The organism is Zobellia uliginosa (genome assembly GCF_900156625.1).
Taxonomy (GTDB): Bacteria; Bacteroidota; Bacteroidia; order Flavobacteriales; family Flavobacteriaceae; genus Zobellia; species Zobellia uliginosa.
In genome coordinates, this window is record NZ_FTOB01000008.1 from 77,691 (window position 1) to 96,658 (window position 18,968).

At 44.9% G+C, this 18,968-nt stretch carries 14 protein-coding genes; 5 read left to right on the forward strand and 9 right to left on the reverse strand.

The window, feature by feature from the left end; genetic code table 11:
- Positions 1–51 precede the first annotated feature (51 nt).
- Genes BW980_RS19715 through BW980_RS19725 form a run of 3 tightly spaced genes read left to right on the forward strand, consistent with a single transcriptional unit; the run spans position 52 to position 4,084 of the window.
- Positions 52–1,821 (forward strand): glycoside hydrolase family 36 protein, encoded by a 1,770-nt coding sequence (locus BW980_RS19715; protein ID WP_076456881.1) that lies wholly within the window; start codon positions 52–54, stop codon positions 1,819–1,821.
- A 10-nt stretch (positions 1,822–1,831) separates the two neighbouring features.
- The gene (locus BW980_RS19720) at positions 1,832–2,392 is read left to right on the forward strand and encodes a sugar O-acetyltransferase (protein ID WP_076456882.1); all 561 of its coding nucleotides are present in this window, start codon (positions 1,832–1,834) and stop codon (positions 2,390–2,392) included.
- A gap of 42 nt (positions 2,393–2,434) precedes the next feature.
- Entirely contained in the window at positions 2,435–4,084 is a 1,650-nt protein-coding gene (locus BW980_RS19725) for a solute:sodium symporter family transporter (RefSeq protein ID WP_076456883.1), read from the forward strand.
- An 11-nt stretch (positions 4,085–4,095) separates the two neighbouring features.
- On the opposite strand, the gene BW980_RS19730 is transcribed toward BW980_RS19725, so the two are convergent.
- The 7 genes from BW980_RS19730 to BW980_RS19760 all read right to left on the reverse strand — a co-directional run bounded on the left by BW980_RS19730 (position 4,096) and on the right by BW980_RS19760 (position 14,278).
- Positions 4,096–4,929, reverse strand: coding sequence for a phosphatase PAP2 family protein (locus tag BW980_RS19730; RefSeq protein ID WP_076456884.1), 834 nt, complete (start codon positions 4,927–4,929; stop codon positions 4,096–4,098).
- A 178-nt stretch (positions 4,930–5,107) separates the two neighbouring features.
- Complete coding sequence (locus BW980_RS19735; protein ID WP_076456885.1) at positions 5,108–6,010, reverse strand: histone deacetylase family protein; 903 nt, start codon at positions 6,008–6,010, stop codon at positions 5,108–5,110.
- Positions 6,011–6,065: 55 nt separating this feature from the next.
- Complete coding sequence (locus BW980_RS19740) at positions 6,066–6,260, reverse strand: hypothetical protein (protein WP_076456886.1); 195 nt, start codon at positions 6,258–6,260, stop codon at positions 6,066–6,068.
- A gap of 266 nt (positions 6,261–6,526) precedes the next feature.
- Positions 6,527–8,650 carry a Tex family protein gene (locus BW980_RS19745; protein WP_076456887.1) on the reverse strand — a complete coding sequence of 708 codons (2,124 nt, stop codon included), beginning with the start codon at positions 8,648–8,650 and terminating at the stop codon, positions 6,527–6,529.
- A 68-nt stretch (positions 8,651–8,718) separates the two neighbouring features.
- Entirely contained in the window at positions 8,719–10,797 is a 2,079-nt protein-coding gene (metG, locus tag BW980_RS19750; protein ID WP_076456888.1) for a methionine--tRNA ligase, read from the reverse strand.
- Positions 10,798–11,063: 266 nt separating this feature from the next.
- The gene (locus BW980_RS19755) at positions 11,064–12,773 is read right to left on the reverse strand and encodes a DUF1501 domain-containing protein (RefSeq protein WP_076456889.1); all 1,710 of its coding nucleotides are present in this window, start codon (positions 12,771–12,773) and stop codon (positions 11,064–11,066) included.
- Positions 12,774–12,784: 11 nt separating this feature from the next.
- Positions 12,785–14,278: a DUF1800 domain-containing protein gene (locus BW980_RS19760; RefSeq protein WP_076456890.1), complete on the reverse strand. Its 1,494-nt coding sequence runs from the start codon at positions 14,276–14,278 to the stop codon at positions 12,785–12,787.
- A gap of 195 nt (positions 14,279–14,473) precedes the next feature.
- Between BW980_RS19760 and BW980_RS19765 the strand changes: the two genes are divergently transcribed.
- Both BW980_RS19765 and BW980_RS19770 read left to right on the forward strand, forming a co-directional pair.
- Positions 14,474–14,833, forward strand: a complete 360-nt coding sequence (locus BW980_RS19765) for a YraN family protein (protein WP_076456891.1) — start codon at positions 14,474–14,476, stop codon at positions 14,831–14,833.
- Positions 14,834–14,985: 152 nt separating this feature from the next.
- The gene (locus BW980_RS19770) at positions 14,986–15,645 is read left to right on the forward strand and encodes an aspartate kinase (RefSeq protein WP_076456923.1); all 660 of its coding nucleotides are present in this window, start codon (positions 14,986–14,988) and stop codon (positions 15,643–15,645) included.
- A 5-nt stretch (positions 15,646–15,650) separates the two neighbouring features.
- On the opposite strand, the gene BW980_RS19775 is transcribed toward BW980_RS19770, so the two are convergent.
- Positions 15,651–16,970 (reverse strand): redoxin domain-containing protein, encoded by a 1,320-nt coding sequence (locus BW980_RS19775; protein ID WP_076456892.1) that lies wholly within the window; start codon positions 16,968–16,970, stop codon positions 15,651–15,653.
- A 52-nt stretch (positions 16,971–17,022) separates the two neighbouring features.
- Complete coding sequence (locus BW980_RS19780) at positions 17,023–18,948, reverse strand: CocE/NonD family hydrolase (protein WP_076456893.1); 1,926 nt, start codon at positions 18,946–18,948, stop codon at positions 17,023–17,025.
- Positions 18,949–18,968: the final 20 nt, after the last annotated feature.

Genomic DNA, 18,968 nt, shown 5'->3' on the forward strand with positions numbered 1-18,968 from the left:
TAAAAAGTATGAGAGTACGTATCATAAATTAACCTCTGGCATATAATTGAGATGATTGCAAACACTACCATTACAAGCTTCCCGGAAATAACCATTATCGGGGAAAAACAAAATTTCCGCACCACCCTGAATAAGGTATATGGGGATGAAGGGGTAACGCTATACGATTTTGAAGTAAACAGTGATGTTGAAGAGGTTCCCAAACCGATAACCTTGCAATGGAAGATTCCGGCCATCGACGTAAAGGGCGTTTGGAAACCCACAACTGATTTCAATAAGCGTATTCAGGCCGATTGGGAACTTGACAATATGGAGTCACGGATTTCCATCGATTCGCCCGTAATTTCCCTTTTTGGGAATAGCGATGGCAATGTCTTGACCTTCGCTTGTTCCAATGCTATCAATAAACTGGAAATGAATGCCCGTTTGCGGGAAGAAGATAATTGCTTCTATTGCCACATTACCTTTTTTACCGAGCAACACTATCCGCTTAAAAACTTTAAGGCCCAATTGCGTTTGGATCATCAAGACCGACATTTTTCCGATAGCCTTCGGGCAGTTGCTGCGTGGTGGGAAACCTTTGAGCAATTGAAGCCGGCCTATGTTCCCGACATCGCTAAAACGCCATTGTATTCTACCTGGTACCAGTTTCATCAGAACCTTGACGTACCCTTGCTTTTGAAAGAGTGTCGATTGGCCAAAAATCTGGGCTACCAAGCTATCATCATTGATGACGGTTGGCAGACCTTCGATTCGAACCGAGGCTATGATTTTACGGGAGATTGGCAGCCAGACCGTATTCCTGAAATGGCGGAATTCGTAAAAAGTGTGCATGAAACCGGTATGAAAGTCGCTCTTTGGTATTCCGTTCCCTTCTGTGGTGAAAAATCAAAGGCCTACAAACGTTTTAAAGGGAAATTCTTGACCGAAGACCATAGATGGGCACCTGTTTTTGATCCACGTTATCCCGATGTCAGGCAATACCTTATCGATATTTATACCGATGCCGCCCGAGATTGGAATCTTGATGGTTTCAAGCTTGACTTTATCGACGATTTCAGGTTTTATAAAGATACCCCTATTGAATTAGGGCCGGATGCCGATTATGCATCGATAAATGGAGCTGTTGATCGCTTGTTGACTGATGTAAAAGACGCTTTGACAAAAATTAACCCCGAAATCTTTATTGAGTTCAGACAGAAGTATACGGGACCCGCGATGCGAAAATACGGTAATATGTTCAGGGCTTTTGATTGCCCGGGCGATGCTACCATGAACCGATTGCGCATTGCGGATATTCGTATGCTCGCCGGAAATACCGCGGTACATTCCGATATGGTTACTTGGCATGCGGACGAGCCTTTGGAAATTGCCGCCCTTCAGGTCATTAATACGCTTTTTGGGGTTCCCCAACTTTCGGTTATGTTGAGTGAAGTACCTGAGGCATATGTGAAAATGATCGGCTTTTATACCAAGTACTGGAACGAAAATGCCGACCTGCTTATGAACGGATACTTCCTTCCTTCTAAACCACTTGCCAATTATCCTACCCAACGGGTGTCTAAGAACGGACACCTGATTATAGGGGTTTATGATGCTTGGGTCGTGGAGCTCGATGGGGCCTATACGCAAATTGATATCTTGAATGCCCAAATTGCTACCCAGGTGGTCATTCAAATTTTAAGTGACTTGGGGGCCTATGCCTGTAAAGTCTATGATTGCCAAGGGAATTTGATAAGGGAGGAGAATGTAGTATTTTCGAAAGGGGTAACAGAGGTCGAGGTTCCCGAATGCGGAATCATAAGGGCCGAGAAAATATAGCAGAGTTTACATGACCGAAAAAGAGAAAATGATCAGCGGGCAAGCCTATGATCCCAGTGATAAGGAGTTGGTAAGGGCAAGGCTGCGGGCCCGAAAGTTGATGCGGGAAATAGCGGCCATACCCATGGATAAAGAACGACAGCGCAAGCACTTTTTTAAGGAGTTATTTGCCGAGACAGGAAAGCATTTCTACATTGAAAACCGCTTTACCTGCGATTACGGTTTCAATATTTATTGGGGCGAGAACGCATACGCCAACTTTGATTGTATTATTTTGGATGCCGCACCGGTGTACATCGGTAAGAATGTAATGATGGCCCCAGGGGTAAAGCTGCTCACGGCAACGCACCCATTGGAATTCGAGGCCCGTAACTCTGGAATCGAATATGCAAAACCGATACGCATAGGGGATAACGTTTGGATCGGTGGAGGGGTAATTGTCAATCCTGGCGTTACCATAGGAAACAACAGTGTCATTGGTTCCGGAAGTGTGGTGGTAAAAGATATTCCCGAGAATGTGGTGGCCGTTGGCAACCCGTGTCGCGTATTAAAGAATATAGACAACCCATAGTTCCTGCCTACATGGCCCAATACCAACTAAAAGATCGAAGATATGCTTTCAATTATTTCTTTTGTAGGGTTTACGCTCTTAGTGGCCGTAATCGCCTGGTACGCTACTAGAAGTACCAATGAAAAATCCGCTGACGGTTATTTTCTGGCGGGAAGAAGCTTAGGGGCGGTGACCATTGCCGGTTCCTTGCTTTTGACCAACCTTTCGGCCGAACAGATCGTGGGGCTGAACGGACAGGCCTTTACCGAGGGGGTGTTGGTTATGGCTTGGGAGACACTGGCCGCGATTGCTATGATCATTACAGCGGTTTTCTTGCTTCCTAGGTATATGCGAGGCGGTATAACGACTATTCCCCAATTTGTGGAAGATAGGTTCGACCACGGTACAAAAGCCATTCTCACGGCCTTATTTTTATCAGGATACGTTATTGTGGTTATTCCTTCCGTACTGTATTCCGGATCCTTGGCCTTTAGCACCATGTTCGATTTACCGACCCTTTTAGGACTTTCGGATACGGCTACTTTGTGGCTCTGTGTTTGGAGTATTGGAATTATCGGTATCATTTATGCTATTTTTGGGGGATTGAAGGCTGTGGCGGTCTCTGACCTTATCAACTCGATCGGACTTTTGATCGGGGGACTCCTTATTCCGATTTTTGGATTGCTGGCCATTGGGGATGGAAGTATTTCCGATGGAATAAGCCTGCTTTGGAAAAGCCATCCGGAAAAGTTCAATGTAAAGGGCGATGTTGATGCATCCATACCTTTTGGCACCATCTTTACGGGAATGATGCTGGTTCAGATGTTCTACTGGGGTACCAACCAAGTGATTTTACAACGTGTCTTTGGGGCAAAAAATCTTAAGGAAGGCCAAAAAGGGGTGATACTTGCCGCCTTGGTCAAGTTTTTGATTCCCATTATCGTGGTATTGCCCGGTATCATCGCCTGGCATATTTTTGAGGGAAATCTTGATAACCCCGACCAAGCCTATCCGAAATTGGTGGCTACCGTACTTCCCGCAACGTTTACCGGCCTTTTTGCCGCCGTGCTTTTTGGGGCCATTCTTAGTTCCTTTAACAGTCTGTTGAACAGTAGTGCCACCTTGTTCGGATTCGATCTTTACCGGCAATATTTCAAGAAGGGCGCTACCGAGCTTGAAACCGTGAAAGCGGGAAAGATGTTCGGACTTGTTCTTGGTATTTTGGGAATGTTTGTGGCTCCTCTGATCGCCAATGCACCACAAGGGCTTTTCGCGTGGTTGCAAGAGGCCAATGGTTGTTATAGTATTCCTATTTTAACGGTTATCGTAATCGGCTTTTTTACCAAACGGGTGCCGGCCATTGCCGCTAAGATCGGGGTGATTTCAGGAGTGGTTCTCTATTCGATCAGCCAGTTTTTGATCAAGCCCTATTTTGTAGATAAGGCGCTGGCCGAAGCGGCACAAAACGGAATAAGCGACGCTAAGGCGTTGAGTGTGATCCAAGCCGAAGCCTATCCGCATTTTTTACACGTTATGGCTATTTTGTTCGTACTCAATATCGCGATTATGTTGCTGATTGGGAAATTCTATCCTAGAGATACGGATTATCAACCGATGACAACCGATGCGGTTAGTGTAGAGCCTTGGAAATATGCCTTTATAGCAGGGGCCGTTATTACGGCTTTAGTGTTGAGTACCTATCTGATATTTTAACGGGCTACCTTCTAAAACTGAAGGACTACACCCAAGGTTCCGGGGCCGAAGTTGAGGTTCCAGCTCATTTTTTTGGATCGGTCATTGTATTTCTCATCGTATTTTCGGTCGAGATAAAGGTCAATAGACTCTACCGTGGCCACACTGATGGCTACGGCAAATACAAAATCGCTCAACCAATGTTGGCCGTCCCAAATACGCGAAATACCGGGTATGGCGCCTAAGGTATATACCCCTGCCTTGACCCAGGGACTTTTGAATTGTTTCCCGATGGCATAGGCGTTGGTAAAGGCCAATAAGGCATGTCCCGATGGAAAAGAATGGTAGTTCCTATGCGGGTTGAAGGGGTCAAAAGTATCCTTGCCCCTTTCTGCCACCGGCCTTGCCCGACCTACGGCAGATTTTAAAACTTGCTGCAAAAATCCTGCAGAGGTAGCCGACGAAATCAATAGAACTCCCGTGCGACGCAGTTTTTCGTTCTTGGTGATCAAGCCTACCAAATACACTCCCGAAGTTGCCAAGTAATTGTTTTCGGGGCTTCCATAGAGTTCGCCGTATTCGCGGAAGACGTTAGGCACCCCTTCCCTTTGTCTTTGAAAAAACTCCGACGTTTCTTCGTCGGCAAGATATACTGCCCCGGTACCTGCGAGTACCCCGCCAAATTGCGCCCATTGTTGGCCCTTCCACCGAAATGGCCTTGAATAGGAGTAAGCTACACCTTTGAACATATTTCCGATATCGTACTTGAACATGTCCCAACGTTTTTCGGGAACCGATACAATCGAGTCTTGGGCATATACACCCATCGTAAAGATGGTGAACAGCAGGGCTATGGTTTTTTTCATAATACAGGCAAAACTAAATCTATTCTGTAAAGTGTCTATGTTTTACTTAAAAAAAATAGACACGGCCAGTTAGGCGGGGTGTGTTTATACGGGGTTTAATGGGGGGATTCGCGTTAAATTACAAAATTAATGAATAGTAAGCTTGAGATAGCCCGATGAAGAGGTGAAAGGAGGGGGGTTAAAAGTAGATTTGTTGGGCCAGCCTATAGGTGTTGGCATGTGCCTCTACAATAGTCTTTATGGCAGGGGAGTAGCCGCCTCCCATACTGCATTGAACGGGAATTTGCGATCTATGGCAGGTTTCAAGCACAAAGGCATCGCGCTCTTTGCAGCCCTCTATGCTAAGGGCTAGGGTGCCGAGTTTGTCAGAACCGATGATATCTACCCCTGCGAGATAAAAAATAAAATCGGGTTTTTCCTCACTGATCAATCGGGGCAAGGTTTGCTTGAGTAGGGATAGATAGGTAGTGTCGTCCGTGTTTTTAGCTAGGGGAATGTCTAGGTCGGAACGCTCTTTTTTAAAAGGATAGTTGCCGGACCCATGCATTGAAAACGTAAATACGGAAGCGTCGTTTCCGAAAATTTCTGCCGTACCATTACCTTGATGAACATCTAGGTCTACGATCAAGATTTTCTTTGCCAATTGATGCGCCTGTAGGTATCGGGCCCCGATAGCTTGATCATTTAGCATACAGAAGGCTTCACCATGGTCGGTATAGGCATGGTGGGTGCCGCCGGCAATATTCATTGCGATGCCGTTTTCAATGGCGAAGCGGCAGGCTTGAATGGTGCCATCGGCTATAATACGCTCCCGTTCAATAAGGTCTTCGGTTAAGGGGAAGCCTATTTTTCTTGCGTCACGGGAGGAAATCTTTAAGTTCAAGAGATCGTAGAAATACTCGGGCTCGTGAACGGCAACAATGTATTTGTCGTTCGGTATTTCGGGTTCAAAGAAGTTTTCGGCGGTACAGGTGCCCTCGTGCAAGAGTTGTTTGGGCAACAATTCATACTTAAGCATCGGAAATCGGTGCCTTTCGGGTAAGGAGTGCTTGTAAATGGGGTGATAGGCAATCTTGAGCATGCTGCAAATATAGGGCTATATGCAATCAATAAAGGGCAAACGGATGGGAAGGAGGTTAGGCCACTTTTTTCATAAGGTCGAAACAAGGGCAGCGTCCGCACCTTTTGTTTTCGCCCTTTTTATATTTTTTACAGCACTTGCTCTTGAGCTTGACATCACTGGCCAATGCCTTTTCAACCTTCTGCTGTAGCAAGACGGCTTTCTTTATTTTCTTATCCTTCTTTTTGGAGGATTTTTTCTTTTTTGACACAGTACTGATTCTAAATAGAAGTCCAAAAGTAGTTATTTTAAATAAATCTAAATAAGGCTAAGATGTTAATTTTTTGATGCGCTTGTATGGTAAGGGTATTTTATAAACAAAAAGGCAAGGTATAGGGCTTTGTTTCTTTTCTTGAAATACGGGGTATTCTTTGCTTTTTTGCCAATGGAAACCTAGAAGAAGCCTCCATCATCAAAAAAAGATAAAAAGTAACAGGGTCTATGATGTGCGATATATCGAGATAGCGTGGTGCCTACTTATTTGTGTAGCTTTAGCTGAATGCGTTTTCGGGGCACATCCACTTGCAGTACTTTTACTATAATCTGCTCGTGAAGGCTCACATGTGCATTTACGTCTTTAACAAAAGTATCCGATAGGTTCGATACGTGGATAAGACCGCTTTCCTTGATTCCTATGTCGACAAAACACCCGAAATTGGTAATGTTGTTGACAATGCCGGGCAACAGTTGGCCTTCCCTTAAATCGGAAATCGATTTTATATTTTGGTCAAAAGTAAAAACCTTGGCTTTTTCGCGACGGTCAAGGCCTGGTTTTTCGAGTTCTTCCACAATATCCTTTAGTGTAGGCAAGCCGATAGTTTCGGTACAATACGCTTGTAGGTCCACACTCTTTAGGGCCTTGCTGTTTCCTATCAATTCGGTGACGGGTATGCCTTGGTCCTTTGCGATTTTTTGGACAATGCTATAGCTCTCAGGGTGGACGGCCGAGTCGTCCAATGGGTTTTTTGCGTCTTTTATCCGCAGAAAGGCGGCTCCTTGTTCAAAAGCCTTTCCACCGAGCCGGGCTACTTTTTTGATATCGGTCCTACTTTTGAACGCTCCGTTTTCATTGCGATAGGCGACAATGTTTTCCGCGAGTTTCGGCGCGATACCGGATACGTAGCTCAATAAGGGAACACTGGCCGTATTGATGTTTACCCCAACCGAATTTACGCAGCTTTCCACTACGCTATCCAATGAGGTCTGAAGTTTTCCTTGGTCTACATCGTGTTGGTACTGCCCGACACCGATAGATTTGGGGTCTATTTTTACAAGTTCTGCCAAGGGGTCGGCGAGTCGCCTTCCTATGGAAATGGCACCCCTAACGGTAACATCGTAATTAGGGAATTCGTCACGGGCGATTTTTGAGGCGGAATAAATTGACGCTCCGGCCTCGCTCACTATAAATACCTCCATGGGGTTTTTGAAATGGATGCGCTTAACCAAGTGTTCGGTCTCCCTTGAAGCCGTTCCGTTACCAATGGCAATGGCCTCTATTTTGTAGGCATCGCAGAGCGAACTGATTTTTTTTATGGCTTCTGAACCCTTGTTCTGAGGGGGATGTGGATAGATGGTCTCGTTGTGTTCGAGCTCTCCTTGGGCGCTCAAACATACGATCTTACAGCCTGTTCGGAAGCCGGGGTCTATGGCCAGGATGCGTTTTTCCCCTAGGGGAGCGCCGAGCAATAATTGTTTTAGGTTCTTACTGAATACCTTGATGGCGTCATCGTCTGCCTTTTCCTTGGCGTTTTTGAGGATTTCATTCGATAAGGAAGGAAAAAGTAGGCGCTTGTACGCGTCGGCAATGGCCAGTTGTATTTGGGGGGTACACGAATTATTCGATTTTATGATACGATCTTCGATACGCCGAAGCATTTCATCGGAGTCGATTTCTATCTTAACGCGGATAAAACCCTCGTTTTCGGCACGTAAAATGGCCAATAACCGGTGTGAGGGACAACGTTTTAAAGCTTCGCTCCAATCAAAGTAATCACGGAATTTTTGTGCTTTTTCCTCGTCTTTTTTGGTAGCGATAACCTTTGTAACGATCAGGGCGCTGCGTTCCAGTTGATTACGCACTTGGTTTCTTACCGAAATACGTTCGTTGATCCACTCGGAAATGATATGTCGGGCTCCTTCGAGGGCTTCTTCCGCATCGACGACTTCGTTGTTGGTATATTGTAGGGCTACCGATTCAATATCGTTATGGTTTTGGGCCATAATGATTTTTGCCAGCGGTTCGAGTCCATTTTTCCGGGCGGTTTCCGCCTTGGTCTTTCGTTTTTTCTTGAACGGGAGGTATAGGTCTTCAAGGGTAACGAGCTCGTCGGTCTGTTCTATCTTGAGGCGAAGTTCGTCGGTCAGGGCATTTTGCTCTTCAATAGCCTTAATGACTGCGGTTTTTCGCTTTTCAAGTGCCTCGAAATGGGCCTTGAACTGTACTATGGATCCAATCTGTACTTCGTCGAGATTGCCCGTTCGCTCCTTTCGATAGCGAGAGATAAAGGGTACGGTACAATCTTCGTTTAGAAGTTCCACGGTATTCTCAATACTCTTTTGAGGGAGTTGGGTGTGTTTGAAGATAAAGGGAATGAGTTGCATAGGACTTTTTTAACGACCGTTATAAATAGCGGATACCAATATAAAACCTTGGGCGGGGTGTCGACGTCTTAGCTTATGCCTTCGCCGTTACCTACACCATCTTCGTCAGGGTTTACGAAGACCAGCTTTCCATCTGCATTTTCGGTCATTAAAATCATTCCTTCGCTTTCAACGCCACGCAATGCACGTGGGGCCAAGTTGATAAGAACCGTTACTTTTTTGCCCACGATTTCCTCAGGGGTAAAACTCTCTGCAATACCCGATACAATGGTTCGGGTGTCAAGTCCGGTATCAACCTTCAGAACCAACAATTTTTTGGTCTTGGGCATTTTTTCGGCTTCGACAATGGTCCCTACACGCATATCCAATTTGGTAAAATCGTCAAAGGTAATCGTGTCTTTTTGTGGCATAAGTTCTTTGTTCTCGTTTTCGTTGGCCTTTTTTGTGGCTTCCAGTTTGTCTAGCTGAGCTTGTATTTCGCTGTCTTCTATTTTTCTAAAAAGTAGCTCGGCCTTGTTGATTTTATGATCGGCAGGAAGTAATGTTTCCTTGGTTGAAACTTCTGCCCAAGAAGAAACGGCTTTTTCCGAATTAATGGCCAATATATTTTTAAGTTTTTCCGAAGTAAAAGGTAAAAAAGGTTCACTTAATACCGATAGACCCGTGGCAATCTGAAGCGCGACGAACATAATGGTCTTTACGCGCTCTTCATCTTGTTTGATGACTTTCCATGGTTCTTCGTCGGCTAGGTATTTGTTCCCTAAACGGGCCAAATTCATCAATTCTTGGCCGGCTTCCCTAAAACGGTAGCGCTCTATGGAACTTGAAATAATTTCCGGATACTTCCGAAGTTGTTCTAGGGTTTCCTTGTCAACTTGGGAGAACTCCGAAGGAGTGGGGACAATGCCCTCGTAGTATTTATTGGTCAAGACCACTACGCGGTTTATAAAGTTACCGAGTATGGCCACCAATTCGTTGTTGTTTCGCGCTTGAAAATCCTTCCAAGTAAAATCATTGTCCTTGGTTTCGGGTGCGTTGGCCGTTAAGGTGTACCGAAGTACATCTTGCATATCGGGAAATTCCTCTAAATATTCATGCAGCCATACCGCCCAATTCTTTGAAGTGGAGAGTTTGTTTCCTTCCAAGTTCAAGAATTCGTTGGCCGGTACGTTTTCCGGTAAAATATAATCGCCGTGTGCCTTTAAAATGGCTGGGAAGATGATACAGTGGAAAACTATGTTGTCCTTTCCTATAAAGTGGACCAATTTGGTGTTTTCATCTTTCCAGTAGGGCTGCCAGTCCTTGCCTTCACGTTCTGCCCATTCTTTGGTAGACGAAATATAGCCGATAGGCGCATCGAACCAGACGTAGAGCACCTTGCCTTCGCCTCCTTCTACAGGTACGGGAATGCCCCAATCTAAATCACGGGTTACCGCACGGGGTTTTAGTCCGTCATCGATCCAGCTTTTGCATTGACCGTAGACGTTGGGTTTCCAATCGGATTTGTGTCCGACCAGAATCCATTCCTTTAAAAAATCTTCGTATCGGTCTAAGGGCAAGAACCAATGTTTGGTTTCTTTGGTAGTCGGCACCGTACCGGTAATTGTAGATTTCGGATTGATAAGGTCGGTGGCATTCAGGGTAGAGCCGCAATTTTCACATTGATCACCATAGGCTTCTTCATACCCACATTTGGGACAGGTGCCCACTACAAAGCGGTCGGCCAAAAATTGTTTGGCCTCTTCGTCGTATAACTGTGCCGTGGTTTCTTCTATAAAATCACCCTGTTCGTAAAGCTTTACAAAAAAATCGGAAGCTGTTTTGTGGTGGATTTCCCTTGAAGTACGTGAGTAGTTGTCAAAGGTAATACCGAACTCTTGGAACGATTTACGAATGATACCGTCGTATTTATCAATGACCTCCTTAGGTGTAATCCCTTCTTTTTTCGCTTTCATGGAGATGGCCACGCCATGCTCGTCACTTCCGCATACAAAGGCAACGTCGTTACCGTTGAGGCGTAAATAGCGTGCATAAATATCTGCGGGTACATAAACGCCTGCCAAATGGCCAATATGTATGGGGCCGTTGGTGTAAGGTAATGCGGCGGTAATGGTATATCTCTCTGGATGTGTTAGCTTTTCGGCCATTGATTTCGAATTAGGGTGCAAAAGTACTGATTTTGCTTAGCATTACACAAGTTGATGTATTGAGGTTTTATGGAAAGTTGAAAAGAAGGGATTTTGGTGAAAGGGAGCGGGCCTTGAGGTTGGGGGGAGGGATATGGATTCGGGGCCGGAAGTAACCGTTGTGAAATGGGCTGTGGCCAGGCGTTGTTATTCGTCTGTAAAAAACAAACCTTCGTTATGGGAGGCCCATAACGAAGGTTTTATATATAGAGTGATTTGGGGGTAATTTATGCTACCATGACCGATTTGCTCATCTTGTGCTGTTGCACTTGGATGCGATAAATGTACTTACCGGCGGCCAAATTCCCGGGAATTCTTTCCTTAATATTGATTTCGTTCACACCTTCGGACATGATGGCATTGCTGATCGTGCCCACTTTTTGTCCTATAATGTTGAACAATTGAATATCTACATGGGCCGTAACGGGCATTTCCAAATAAATATGTGGTGAATTCGCCGTAGGATAAAACGGTTTGTGAACAATGGCATTCAATTGTTCGGCATTCGGTATCACCGGCTTATCGGCCGCACCATCGGGTGTGGTCGGTATGGTCGGTTCTCCGTCGCTATAGACAATATCGGGAAAGTCCGTTCCACTACAATTAAAACCAAGATTTACAGGGGCATAGGTGTGGCCCAATAAATGTTGTTCTACCAAGGGTATGGGTACACAGAGCCATTCGGCCAAGACCGTAGCGTATAAGTCCCTAAAGTCCATCGTATACTCAAGGTTCCCCCTGCCGTCAGGATTGTCGAGGGTCGGGTGTTCGCCTACAAAGGCGCTACCTTGCAAACCTGGTCCGAAGAACAGGCTAGGTGCTGCCTTACCGTGGTCGGTACCCTTGGATCCATTCTCGAAGATACGTCTTCCGAACTCGGAGAAGGTCATACTAAGAACGTTGTTGTCTTGTTCGGTATAGCCTAAATCTTCATAGAAATTGTCAACGGCTATAGAGAGATTGCTCATCAGGCGCTCGTGGGTCAGCGGTTGGTTTCCATGGGTGTCGAAACCGCTCATGGAAATCATATAGACCTTTGTTCCCAAATTCCCTTTTATCAATCGGGCCAAGAGGGCCAATTGTTTGGCAAAGCTGTTTTCTTGGTATTCTACATCGTTCTTGCCTCTTGACCAAGCCTCGTGGATGACTCCCGAATATTCGTATGTGGTATTGGCCACCCCTCTTAAGAATTTAAGTTGGTCACCATACATACAGTCGTTGTAGAGGCTATCTTCAAGCCCGTATCGTACGCCCGATTCGGCGATTTCTTCAAGCTGATTTACATTCGAGGTTACAAAGGCGTAATTGGTTTCTTCCCCTTGAAAAACCAAACTTCCGAACTGTCCGATTTGAATCGCGGCCGGTGCTGGTGGTGGGGAAATCAAATAATCGGGATAGGTATTTTCAAAATGTCGTCCCATCCAACCTGTGTTGAGTCCGCTAAAACCTGTAGTGGTCAAGTCGGTATTGGCAAAAATATCGGAACCCGTAAAATGCGAAAGGCTTTGGTTTTCATAGCCTACGCCGTGAACCGCCTTAAATTTACCGTCTCCCCACATGGGTTCCAACGATTTCATATAAGAGGGTACACCATATTCATCGGTAAGTTTTAAAACCTTACTCTCGGGGATGTATATATTGGGGCGGGCTTTGACATACGACTCGTACTGCTCCATGGGGATTACGGTACTAAGTCCGTCATTCCCTCCGGCCAGCCTTATGAGAATGAGAATTTTGTCTGTCTCGGCCGCAGCAATAGCCGCAGTCAGGGGTGAAGGTGCCGAAGCCGAAAGCATACTGCTTCCTAGCATCATTGAGCCCGAACCTGCAATGCCCAAGGCCTGTAAAAACGAGCGTCTGCTCCAAGCTTTATGTTCTTGATCGTGGCCATCGTGTTCTAGGCCTTTATAGGGATCGTTGTGATGAGTGTCGCACATAATCAGTAGGTTTACTTTAGTTGAAATTCGGGTTGTCTGGCTAGATATTGCAAGAGTAGGTATACTTGTTTCGGTCCTTCCAAAGAAGTTTGTAGCGTCCAGGTTTCAAAAGTTCCTCCCTCATAGTATTCGGGTTGGATGTCACTTCTGAAAATGTCATAAGCCTTTTGGTATTCCGATTCGTTGAGTAGGCCTTTAGGAAGAAAGAAATCTATAATAGGCTTGGCAACGACGTCTGGGTTACTGCTTGTTTGTCCGTCAGTACCGGATAAAGCCAGTCCAAGGGTTCTAAACTGTTCGCTGTCGGCTTTGAAAAACTCTTCGATGAGGGCTTCGGAGGTCAACCATCTACCGATCATAAAGTTGGTGTTGATCCATGTGCGGTTACGTTGCCAACCATTTACGTCAAACGGATTGAACATAACCTGGCTTAATAGTCCCGTATAATTGATCACACTAGAAATGACGGTATCGTCATAACTAAAACTACTTTCCTTTAATAGGTTGAAATAAAGGTCGTAAGGGCTTTTGATGATTACACCGATGGCCTCGTCATCAAAAAAGTGTTGGCTTTTGAACAATTGGGACAGTACGGGTACAATTTCAAAATCATTGGCTATAAAGGTGTCGGCCATACCCGAAATTATGGTTTGTGCGTTACCTGCCTCGTCATTTGAATCGGGGTGGACAAAGAACTCGTACAACTTCTTACAGATAAACCAAGCTAGTTCGTTGGGGCGTTGCTCGAATAGGATGTCGATAACGTCATCATAGCCCCAATTCCCTGTTTGACCGAATATGGTTTTGCTGCCGGAATCGTGTTTCTCGGGGTCGAAGGTAACATGTTCGCAACCTAGTTCACCACGTTCGACATAACCTGAAATGGCCCGGGCGGTTTCAATAATATCCTGTTCGGTATAATTGTTGCCTTCACCAAGGGTAAAGAGCTCATAAAGCTCTCTGGCGTAGTTTTCGTTGGGGTTGTTACCGTTGTTATAGGCGCCATCCAAATAATACAACATGGCGTCGGTAAGCCCGATTTCGCTAACGAAGGTTTTGAAATTGCCCAAGGCGTTTCGCTGTAGGCACTCTACATAGTGATAAAGAAACGGGTTACATCGGTAAACTTCGATTTGCGTAACGAAATGATTGCTCCAAAAGAAGCTCAAACGGTCGCGCAGGTTATTGTTCAGCATGTTTTTGGCATAGGCCACGCTAAACTCGTTTTTCTGCGTTCGCTTCATTTCATTGCTGAGATCGTCGTCTTCAGGGTAGTTGCTGTTGTTCCAGTTGGCCCATTCCGGCTCGGGTATAGTCGGTGCTCCCAAAGCTTGGGATATGAGCGTATCGACAAGGGTACTGGCATTTGCGCCGACGGCTTGGTCAATGGTTTCGACCGAAGCACTGAACCCTAGTCTTCTGTACAGATGAGCCGCCCTGTTTCTGTCTAAGGGAGTGGTATACGGAGCTAGGGACGCCGTATTACAGTTAATAAAATATTCCATAATAAATGTAGGCTTTAAAGAACCGTTTCATGTGTTTGGGGCAAGTTCTTAACGTACAAAGATTTTGGATAGTATGCCTTTTATGGTATTTTCGACATACGGTGCGTTTATTTACGGCCGAGTTCCAATTTTTGATGTTGCACTACTGTCTTTTTCGATGAACTGCACTTTTTGTTAAGATTTAAGGAGGATTCTATGGGAAAACACAACGAATTTGGCAAAGAAGGCGAACAGCTCGCCGTCGACTTTTTGGTCGATAGGGGGTATCGTATCCTTCATAGGAATTACCGCTACCTGAAAGCGGAAATCGATATTATTGCACAAAAGGACGAGGTCTTGGCCATTGTTGAAGTACGGGCGAGAAGCAATGATCAAATTATACCTATTGCCGAAACCATTACGCCCGGAAAAATTAAGTTACTGGTCAGTGCCGCAGATCACTACGCTACTGAAAATGACTTGGATGTAGAGGTGCGTTTCGATGTCATTACTATTCTAAAGAATCGAAAAATCTTTAAGATTGAGCATTTGGAAAGCGCATTTTATCACTTTTAAAGCTTTTTTTTTGGAAGGGGAATAGCCGAAAAGTCCCGTATTAAGGGTAAAAGAGACAATTCTAATTTTTTTTGGGGATAGAAGGTTACAACACAATTTGTTTTATTTGTAACAATATGTTATTTTTGCTCATCAATCAATCTTATGAACCCATGAAAACGATTTCTTCCGTAGTCGAACAGTACATTAAAAAGAAACCATTTTTACAAAGTGCCTTAGCCCAAGGGATTATTAATCTGACTTCACTTTCAAGAATTGTAAAACCCGAAATCGAGAACGAATTGGGCAAGGATATCCGTAATGGAGCCATAGTTATGGCCCTTAAGCGCTTATCCGATGACCTTGAGTTCAGGGCGACCCATAAAATTATCAAGGTCTTAAAAAATATTGGGGAAATAACGGTGCGTTCTTCACTCACCGATTTCACTTTTTTGGTTTCGGAATCAATTCTTGAGAACCAGACCTTATTGCTCGAGCACGTAAACAAAAACAAAGATGTCTTCTATACCTCTTCAAGGGGCGTTAATGAGCTTAATATTGTGGTGAGCAATACCTTGGATCAAACGGTAGAGGATCTTTTTAAGCATGAAAAATGCACGCAAAAAGCGGAAAACCTGTCATCGATTACCGTTAAGCTTCCTGCTGAGAATGTATCGGTACCGGGTATCTATTACTTTATTTTTCAACGATTGGCGTGGGAAGGTATCGTGCTTTACGAAGTCATCTCGACCACTAACGAGTTTACCATTTTGGTCGACGATACGCAAGTAGACGTAGCCTTTAAGACCATTAAAGACCTAAAAACCCTTTAGTGGTATTACTTGTTCAGTAATTCTACTACTTCTTTATCGCTCTCGGGTTTGGCCACTATACGCTTTTCCGAATCTAGTAAATAGTAGGTAGGGGTCTGGTGAATATCGTATAATTGTGCGTAATCGCTTTCCCATCTTCCCAATGCAATGGCGTGCTCGAAATCGGGCAGTTTGGCCGATTCGGGAGTCCATGTGGTCTTGTCATCTTCTAGACCTACGGCAATTACTTGGGTCGACTTATAGTTCTTCAGTTCCTTGTGAAGGGCAGGAAGTTCTTTTAGACAATGCGAACAGGTGCTGCTCCAAAATACCAAAAGGTAATTTTCGGCCCCACTTAAGGTGCTGAGTTTTTTGGTTGTCTGGCCTGACTTCCATTCGATTTCAGGGGCAATGGCCCCTATACGCAAACGGTGTTGTACGGTTATTTCATGCGCTTTGTTCGGGTCGTTCGAAGCTGAGGCAAGCGACTTTAAATAGGTGTTGTATATGAAGTCGGTGGTTTCGTTCAATCCACTGCTCGAACTCATTTTCCATAAACGATAAAAGACGTCGAATTTGTAAGCATCCGATATCGGTGCAAGTTTGGAACCGACCTTCCTAATGTTGTCTTGAATGATACTTTCGGTTTCGGCAGATGACCTAGGTTCCATTGGTAACGCCGTGAAAACGTAATTTCTTAACTTGTCGGATAAAAAATCGGAAGCTTGTAAAATTGTATTGTCGAGTTTCAAGTGGTCAAAATAATGTTTTTTCTTATGGGCGACGTATTCTTCTACCGATTCAAATTTGGTCGGGATATAAGGTCGGTTCGCTAAAACAAAATTTTCTACCATCAGGTTTTTCGACTGCGCTTCATAGGCTTCTTGGGTCGTTTTCAATTGGTAGGTGCATTCTTGAAATTCTTTTTTGTCGAATTTATTTTGCATGTAAACATCGACCAATTGGCCCATTAAGGAAGCCATGGTCTGAAAATAGGAAGTCATGATCTTGTTTTCCTTTGAGGAAATGAAGGAGACTCCTTTGTCGGCATCAAAGGCCAGTTCAATATCTTCTTTACCGTTGTATATAACGTCAAAATAGAACTCGTCTTGTGGAACGGCATAGACCAAACGATACATTCCCGGTTCGGCGTTTTCCGGTATTTGCAATGAAAATTTACCGTCTTTGATCGAGGTATTCGTTATAAAGGACTGCGAGCCCGTTTTTAATCGGTACGCCAATATATATTTGTATTCGTTGGCAGGTGTGAAGGTTCCTGAAATAGTATGCTGGGCCTCTACCCAAAAGGCAGTCAGCAAGGCAAATACGACAAGGTATCTTTTCATGGTTTTATGCTCTTAAATGATGGTACAAAAGTACCGGTTTTAGAGCGATCCCCTAGTCTTTTATTGCATTTTCATTCTTGGAACGGAAAGGTTCCGGTGGGCAACAGTCTTGTGTGCCCCCCACTTCTACCGAAGAAGAGCCGAATACTTTTATGGTCGATTTAATAAAATCCTCCTCATTGGCCTTGTAAATGTTATCAACGTATTTTTGCGGATTCCGGTCGATATAAGGAAACCAAGTGCTGTGTATTTGGATCATGATACGGTGCCCTTTTTTAAACGTATGCAGTATGTCCTGTAAGCGAAAATGAACATCACTAGGCTCGCCCGGAACAAAGGGTTCGGGTTTTTCAAAGCTATTTCTGAACCTTCCCCTAAATACTTCGGCACGTACGAGCTGTTGGTATCCGCCCATTACAATGTTGTCGGGGTTGTGCTCGTAGTTTTCATGGTCGTTGGGATAAACGTCTATAAGTTTTACGATAAAATCGGCATCGGTTCCGGTCATGGCCACTTTTAGCTTCGCCATGATTTCTCCGGCCAAAACCTTATTGTCTTGAAGTACATCGGTTTGAAAAGTCAGTACGTCGGGGCGCCTTGAAGCCTGCCTTTGGTCATCTGACATATACTTTCTAGGCGTAAAGGTCAGTCCTTCCGTCTGTGAGGTATAGGGCACAGGTTTTTGTGGGTCGCTGGTATATTCAAATACTGCTTTTTCGTCTATGGGCTTATTGATGCCCAATTTACCATTTTCACCAAAATAAAGACTTACGGGTTCTATTTCTTTGGGAGGCCAAGTATCAAAGGTTTCCCATTTTTTGGCTCCCGTGTCGAACATGTAAGCTTCGGGTAGCGTATCGGGGCCTTCATCCTTTAAGTGATGGGCAAAGAACTTTCGTTCAACATTCTTAAGAAAGAAGGAAGATATACTATCTCCAAAGTAAATATGGTTGTGAATGGCCTTTCCTTTTTCGCGCGCCCAAGCGCCATGGTCCCAGGGGCCCATTACAATGCTGTTCTTAGCCTTTGGGCTAGTGGCCTCTACGGTCTTGTAGATGTTCAAGGGGCCGTAGAGGTCTTCGGCATCGAACCAACCGCCAACGGTCATTACCGCATGGTCAATATCCTTTAAATGGGGAAGGATGTTCCTCTTCTGCCAAAATTCATCGTAGTTGGGGTGTTCCACGACCTGGTTCCAGAAGAAATTGTCGTGATGGTAGTTTTTGGTGATGTTCTTCAGGGGTCCCAATTTCAAGTAGAAATCATAGGCATCGGCTGCCGGGTTTTCGTAGAGGCGCATCAACTTGTCCATATACCAAGGGTCTCTCGTGAGGCTATCCTTTTGGTAGCCAAAAACGGCAAAAGCGGCGGTATAACTTTCGAGGTAGGCTCCTTGATGGTGGAAATCGTCAAAGAAAAAATCGGCGATAGGTGCCTGGGGCGACGATGCCTTGAGGGCGGGGTGGGCATCTATCATACCGGCAGCGGTGTAATGCCCTGGATATGAAATGCCGTACATGCCCACACGGCCATTATTCCCTTTGATGTGTTTTATCATCCAGTCGATGGTATCGTAAGTGTCCGAACTTTCGTCGATATCCTTTTTGTTCCTGCGGTTGTTTCCGGGAATGTTCGGGCGCATATTATCGAACTCGCCATCCGACATATACCTTCCGCGCACATCTTGAAAAGCTAAGATATAGCCGTCTTCGATCAAGTATTTTGAAGGGTAGTTGCTATAGTTGTAGTTGGAATATTTACTCGCATTGTAACAGGTGCGGTTCAATAAAATAGGATAGTCCTTTGACTTGTCCTTCGGAGTGTACACGGCCGTAAAGAGTTCTGCGCCATCGCGCATGGGAATACGGTATTCCTTTAGGTCATAATGCTGTCTAAAGTATAACGAATCGGCGTTTTGGGCTTGCAGGGGCAAGAAACCCAAGGTAGCAAGGAGGACGAGTACAAACCTGAATTTCATAGTAGTGTTTTTTTGATGGG

Bases quoted from the DNA above. Each gene is read 5' to 3' on its own strand.
- BW980_RS19715 (WP_076456881.1), top strand. From the start codon at position 52: ATGATTGCAAACACTACCATTACAAGCTTCCCGGAAATAACCATTATC.
- BW980_RS19720 (WP_076456882.1), top strand. From the start codon at position 1,832: ATGACCGAAAAAGAGAAAATGATCAGCGGGCAAGCCTATGATCCCAGT.
- BW980_RS19725 (WP_076456883.1), top strand. From the start codon at position 2,435: ATGCTTTCAATTATTTCTTTTGTAGGGTTTACGCTCTTAGTGGCCGTA.
- BW980_RS19730 (WP_076456884.1), bottom strand. From the start codon at position 4,929: ATGAAAAAAACCATAGCCCTGCTGTTCACCATCTTTACGATGGGTGTA.
- BW980_RS19735 (WP_076456885.1), bottom strand. From the start codon at position 6,010: ATGCTCAAGATTGCCTATCACCCCATTTACAAGCACTCCTTACCCGAA.
- BW980_RS19745 (WP_076456887.1), bottom strand. From the start codon at position 8,650: ATGCAACTCATTCCCTTTATCTTCAAACACACCCAACTCCCTCAAAAG.
- metG (WP_076456888.1), bottom strand. From the start codon at position 10,797: ATGGCCGAAAAGCTAACACATCCAGAGAGATATACCATTACCGCCGCA.
- BW980_RS19755 (WP_076456889.1), bottom strand. From the start codon at position 12,773: ATGTGCGACACTCATCACAACGATCCCTATAAAGGCCTAGAACACGAT.
- BW980_RS19760 (WP_076456890.1), bottom strand. From the start codon at position 14,278: ATGGAATATTTTATTAACTGTAATACGGCGTCCCTAGCTCCGTATACC.
- BW980_RS19765 (WP_076456891.1), top strand. From the start codon at position 14,474: ATGGGAAAACACAACGAATTTGGCAAAGAAGGCGAACAGCTCGCCGTC.
- BW980_RS19770 (WP_076456923.1), top strand. From the start codon at position 14,986: ATGAAAACGATTTCTTCCGTAGTCGAACAGTACATTAAAAAGAAACCA.
- BW980_RS19775 (WP_076456892.1), bottom strand. From the start codon at position 16,970: ATGAAAAGATACCTTGTCGTATTTGCCTTGCTGACTGCCTTTTGGGTA.
- BW980_RS19780 (WP_076456893.1), bottom strand. From the start codon at position 18,948: ATGAAATTCAGGTTTGTACTCGTCCTCCTTGCTACCTTGGGTTTCTTG.